We start from the raw sequence: 5,716 nt of genomic DNA on the forward strand, positions 1-5,716 counted from the left end.
ATCATTATGCTGATCCCGGTATTGGCTATCGACGAGCGAAAATACCTTGTCAGTAAACAGCCAACTCATTTGCCTATATTGCTCGCTATCCGGAAAACCTTCAGCCAGCGTAATTTCAAATATTACCTCATTTCGGATTTTTCCTTTTACATGGCGCTAAGCATTATATCCAGTGGGCTTTTGTATTTTGTTACCGTGCTGCTTCATCTGCCCGAGTCAATGGGGGGCTTGCTAATGGGAACGATGGTGATTGGCTCATTGATATTTTATCCGCTGATCAATTATATTTCCGGAAAATATGGAAAAAAATCATTGGTGCTGTTTTCATTCGCCCTGTTGAGCCTGATTTTTGCCATGATCTACTTTTTGGGTAAATTCCCCGTTTCTCCGAAGGCACAGGTCTACACAATGGTTTTATTGGCAGCGTTCCCTCTGGCGTCGCTGGGTATTTTACCAAACGCCATCCTTGCAGAAATAGCCGAACGGGACGCCCGGGTAACCGGCGAAAACCGCGAAGGAATGTTTTTCGCGGTAAAATTCCTGTTTGTAAAACTGGGGCAAACTTTGGGAATAGCACTATTTGCCTTTTTAACTGTTTATGGCAAAGACCCCGGCCACGATTATGGCCTGCGCCTTAACGGCATCTGTGGTTTTGTGCTTTGTTTGATCGCCTTCATTTTCTTTACCCGTTTCAGGGAAAGGAAAATTAATTGAATAGTTAAGTGGTTGAATAAGTTTAACTTTGATCAACATTTAAGTACAAACGACGACTTACCCTGCTAAATATCCCCATTCAACTCACTCACCCTATCTTGCCGTATTATTCGGCCTGGCGTAAACCAGGTGCATTACATTGATATTGCGCATGGCAAAAGCAGCTTCGCAATAACATAAATAATAGTTCCATTTGCGGATGAACGTTTCATCAAAGCCAAGCGATTTTACTTTGGCAAGATTTGCATTAAAGGCATCGTGCCAAAGTTTAAGTGTTTTAGCATAGTCAAGCCCTATATCTTTCAGGTCGACCAGGGTTAAGTCGCCGGTTTTATTGATCGAATTATTTATGGCCCCTACAGAGGGAAGCAATGAGCCCGGGAAAATATGTTTCTGGATCCAGTCCACACCTTTGCGCAGGCTTTCAAACCTTGAGTCGGGCGAGGTAATTACCTGCAGGGCCAGGATGCCGTTTTTCTTTAACAACTCGTGGCATTTTTTAAAATAAACGTCCATGAATTTATAGCCCACAGCTTCCAGCATTTCAACGGATACGATCTTATCAAAGGTGCCTTCCATCAGGCGGTAATCTTTCAGCAGGATCTTTACTTTGCCGCTTAATCCTGCAGCCTCCACACGCTCAACGGCCATTTTATGCTGCTCTTCGGAGATGGTTAATGAGGTTACTTTGCAGCCATAAGTTTTAGCCATGTAAATAGCATTGCCGCCCCATCCGCTGCCGATCTCCAGCACATGGTCCTGCGGCTTTAAATGCAGCTGCCGGCATAAGCGTTCATATTTGGCCAATTGTGCTTCCTGCAGGGATAACCCGTCACGATAAAAATAAGCGCTGGAATAGGTCATGGTCGGATCCAGGAAGCTGGCGAAAAAATCATTGTTCAGGTCGTAATGTTCCGAAATGTTCTTTCGTGATCCTTCAACGGTATTGGCTCTTTTTTTGTGGAACAGCTTATTATAGATCTTCAGCAGGTTAAGTGAAAGGGTTTGGATATTACTGCCCGAAACACCGGGTGCATTTTCAACGTTAAGCAGTACCCATTTAATCACATTGGTAATATTGTCCGTCTCCCACAAACCATCCACATAAGCTTCGCCAAAACCAATATCGCCATATAAAATAACACGTTTATAAAACGCTTCGCTATTTATGATGATGCTCGCCGAAATTGTACCATCACCATTTCCCATAACGATCTGTTCGCCGTTTGGCAGGGTAAGGTATAAAGTCCCGTTCTCCATTTTGGAAAGGAACTTCAAAACAATATCCTGGTAAAAGCTCCCTTTTTTTGCGATAGTAATAGTGTTGGCCATAATTCAATAAATGCTGTACGTGTTGCGTGAAATATGTACGTAAAATAATTGGTTGAAAGTTTTGTTAAGGTACAAAAAATTAAATTAACTATAAGGGCGATATACCTCTTTTTGCAGCGGCAGATCGTCTCCTTTTTTATGGTAGGGGATCTTTTTTAGCCACAATTTTAAAGCCTGCCAGTGTATTAAACTTATTATTTTTAGGGTGATAAACGGGAAACTCAAAAAATAAAGCAGCAGGGTGGCGTCTTTTAAAGGCTTGCGCTTACCACTTAAGGTACTGATAAAAAAACGGTTACCGTCTTTGTCATAATCATCAATTTTAACCTGCAATTTTTCGCCGGGAATGTGCAGGTCGAAATCAAAATTGGTATCCATATCAATAAACGGCGATACGTAAAAATACTTAGTGGTGTTCAGTTTAAACTGTTCGTCCTTCAGTGTTTCCAAACCCAAAAAATAGGGCTTCATTTCCAGAAAGGTATTGCAAACCTCCACTATGGAACATACTATTTTGCCTGCTTCATCATAACAATAATAAAACGAAACCGGGTTAAACTGGTAACCCAGGGTACACAGATTGGTAAGCACCATAATGCGCCCATTGCCGATAGTAACGCCGTTTGATGCTAAATAATTGGTGATATGCTTCCGAATATTTTTGGAAGTATCCGGGTTTTCTTTCGGTAATTGCAAATGATCCTTATCCCTGAAATTAAAAAGATTGAACCGGTTGCGGCTCATGAATTTCAGTTTTTTGGAAAGGCCGTCGATCTCGTCCAGGTCTAAATAAAACATAAATACGTTGTAATGGAACCGGTGCACTTTAGGGGCCATCCGGTGATGCATTACTTTTGCTTTATAGAGGCAGGAATTCATTGGGGCAATTGCTTAAGTGAATATACGAAATAAGTTAAACCTTTGTGCGATGGGCTATACCCGTCGCGAACTTATGACGTCCTTTCAGGACTTGGAAAAAATTGCTAAGTCCTGAAAGGACGTAATACGTCAACGCCGGGCAGAGCCCTGCGTTAGCCGCGCGCACAACTCCACCGCGCTCGCAAAAGCATCTTCATGAAAGCCATATTTAAAATAGCTGCCGCAAAAATAAACCGGGCCGGTTTCATTTAGTCGGTGCAATTCGGCCTGTGCGTTGATGGCCGGTACATCAAATAATGGATGTTCATAATCCAGTTCTTTGATGATCTTTTTTTCATCAAGCCCATTATGCGGGTTGACGGAAACAAAATAATCTTTTTTATCAGATACCTGCTGCAGGCGGTTCATCCAGTAAATGGTGGTGGGTGTCAGTTTGCCATCCTGCATTTGAATGCGATAGTTCCAGCTGCTCCAGGCTAGTTTGGATTTGGGCATAATGCGCTTATCAGTATGCAGCACCGCCTTGTTATACTGGTATTTAAATTTCGACAGCAGTCTTTCCTCTGCGCTGGTTGGAGCTTCCAGCATTTGAAGCGCCTGGTCACCGTGTGCTGCAATAATTACCCTGTCGAATGTTTCCTGGGTGCCATCGGAAGCGTGAACCACCACTTTGCCGTTTGCCTGCCGATTAACCTTTACCGCCTTGCGGTTGATGCTGATGCGGTCTTTAAATGGTTTGATGAGAATTTCCCGGTAGGCCTGGCTTCCTTTTTCCAGCGTGTACCATTGGTGCTGGGTATCAAGCCCTAAAAAACCATGGTTCAGGAAAAACCTGATGAGTGTTACCGCCGGAAAATCAAGCATCTGCTCCATTGGGGTCGACCAAACTGCTGAACTCATCGGTACCAGGTATTTCCACAGCATATCCTCCCCAAAGCCAAATTCTTTTACATATTCACCGATGGAGTAATTGGCATACCTGGGATCATCCAGGATCTTTATACTTTCCTTGTTAAACCTGCCGATCTGGTTCAGCATCTTGATGTATTTAAGGTTGAAAAGATTTTTGCGCTGGGCGAAGAGGTGGTTAACGCTTGATCCGCTGTACTCCAAACCGCTCGGCACATGCTGCACGCTGAACGACATATCCGTTTTTTTTACCGGGGCTTTGATCTCATCAAAAAGCTTACAGAGGTTGGGATAGGTTTTAAAGTTAAAGACCATAAACCCGGTATCAATATAAACCGGCTTGCCATCCTCGTCAACGGTAACCGTGTTGGTATGGCCGCCTATGTAATCGTTTTGTTCGTAAATAGTAAGGTCGGTTTGCTGATGCAGAAAGTGGGCGCAACCCATGCCTGCTATTCCGGTTCCGATAATGGCTGTTTTGCCCCCTGGCATCCGCCCATTGGCGGAGGAGCTTATTGTGCCTGTATTTATTTCCATGTAGTATCAATATTTTACTCCTCCCCCTTTAGGGGTCGGGGGGCATACAGTTTTTAAAAATGTTGCTACGGCGAAGGTAGACAATTGTCCGCCCGGGCCGTTTAAATTATAATCAAAGCCATGGGTGGCCCAGGGTAGTTTCAGCCAGTAATGTTTAATGCCGTTTTGTTGTAATTTTAAGTTAAGCCGGCGGCTGTGTTCAGGCGAAACCAGCACATCGTTACTGCCATGTATGATAAGTGTTGGCGGCGACTGTTTGCTCACAAATTCCAAAGGAGAGCAGGCAAAATATTTTTGAGGCACTTTGCTGAATGTGCCTCCGATATAATCCTCCATTACCTTCCTTGAGTCCATGATCAGCGGGTTAGACGGGATGGAATATCCCCAAACCATATCTTCCGGGCCATAAAAATCAATTACACCTTTTAACGATGGTTCATTGATAGTATAAGCGGCCAACGTAGCGATCTGTGCGCCGGCCGAACGTCCCAGCAATACAAAATTCTTAATGTCGATATGCAGTTCATCTGCATGTGATTTTAAATAGGCTATTGCTGATTGAATATCCTCCACTGGTGCCGGGGGTTGCCATTTAGGCGCCATGCGATAGTTTATAGCGGCGACATTATAACCCTTTAGGGCAAGGTAACTGTTTAATTCAGGTAACTGCTTACTATCGCCGCCCGCCCATGAGCCTCCGTGGACTACAATTACGCAGGGTTTTGGTACAAGGAAGTCGGCTCCCTGGTCCTGCGCCGGGTAAAAATCCAGTTTCAACGCTGTGTCCTTGTATTTTACATAGGTAATCGACCGGTAGCCAATCGTATCGCTTCCTTTAAATAAATTCCAGAAACTGAAGGGCGCAGCAGCAGATAATTTAGGCCTGCCTATGCCGTCGGCGCTTTCAAATGCCTTCGCCATATCTGCTTTCAAAGTCTTCGAAACCCAATATGCCCGAACAATCGGCGATAAAAAGATCAGCATGGTGACCACGCCTAAAATAGTGCCGGCCATTTGATATTTATGCGCCCAGAAACCGGTTAAGGTAAGCAGCAGGCTGATGCCGAAGAAAATGAGCGGAAATTCAGTCACCCCGATAGCCAGCAGCCACAAATGATATTCTGGAGCTTTTAAAAATGCCAGCAGGGAGATGAGGGAAACGATGATAAGTAAATAGAAACGGATCATAGAAATTTTTTATGTAGAGGCTGTATCATAAGTAGAACAAAGACGGATTATACAAAATTATATTTTGCGCTATAAAAACTCTGTGCCTCTCTGCGCCTTCTTTGAGCACTCTGTGGTAAAATTTAACCACAGAGATCACGGAGACGAGAACGCAAAG

General features: G+C 43.9%; 5 protein-coding genes. 1 reads left to right on the plus strand and 4 read right to left on the minus strand.

All coding sequences use genetic code 11. The annotated features are described in order from the left end of the window. The coding region (locus QZY09_RS06035) for an MFS transporter (RefSeq protein WP_295669555.1) at positions 1-714 on the plus strand (714 nt) is incomplete at its 5' end. 93 nt (positions 715-807) lie between these two features. On the opposite strand, the gene QZY09_RS06040 is transcribed toward QZY09_RS06035, so the two are convergent. The 4 genes from QZY09_RS06040 to QZY09_RS06055 all read right to left on the minus strand — a co-directional run bounded on the left by QZY09_RS06040 (position 808) and on the right by QZY09_RS06055 (position 5,559). Then, positions 808-2,046, minus strand: coding sequence for a cyclopropane-fatty-acyl-phospholipid synthase family protein (locus tag QZY09_RS06040; RefSeq protein ID WP_295669556.1), 1,239 nt, complete (start codon positions 2,044-2,046; stop codon positions 808-810). 84 nt (positions 2,047-2,130) lie between these two features. After that, complete coding sequence (locus QZY09_RS06045; protein WP_295669559.1) at positions 2,131-2,925, minus strand: DUF1365 domain-containing protein; 795 nt, start codon at positions 2,923-2,925, stop codon at positions 2,131-2,133. Between the two features lie 129 nt (positions 2,926-3,054). Next, on the minus strand, positions 3,055-4,371 hold the full coding sequence (locus QZY09_RS06050; protein ID WP_295669562.1) for an FAD-dependent oxidoreductase: 1,317 nt from the start codon (positions 4,369-4,371) through the stop codon (positions 3,055-3,057). 6 nt (positions 4,372-4,377) lie between these two features. After that, a complete protein-coding gene (locus QZY09_RS06055; RefSeq protein WP_295669565.1) occupies positions 4,378-5,559 on the minus strand; it encodes an alpha/beta hydrolase in 1,182 nt (393 codons plus the stop codon). Positions 5,560-5,716: the final 157 nt, after the last annotated feature.

It is taken from the genome of uncultured Mucilaginibacter sp. (assembly GCF_903913935.1).
Classification (GTDB): domain Bacteria; phylum Bacteroidota; class Bacteroidia; order Sphingobacteriales; family Sphingobacteriaceae; genus Mucilaginibacter.

What these genes read in the sequence shown, in the direction of transcription:
- QZY09_RS06040 (WP_295669556.1), bottom strand. Translation starts at nt 2,046, where the DNA reads ATGGCCAACACTATTACTATCGCAAAAAAAGGGAGCTTTTACCAGGAT.
- QZY09_RS06045 (WP_295669559.1), bottom strand. Translation starts at nt 2,925, where the DNA reads ATGAATTCCTGCCTCTATAAAGCAAAAGTAATGCATCACCGGATGGCC.
- QZY09_RS06055 (WP_295669565.1), bottom strand. Translation starts at nt 5,559, where the DNA reads ATGATCCGTTTCTATTTACTTATCATCGTTTCCCTCATCTCCCTGCTG.
- QZY09_RS06050 (WP_295669562.1), bottom strand. Translation starts at nt 4,371, where the DNA reads ATGGAAATAAATACAGGCACAATAAGCTCCTCCGCCAATGGGCGGATG.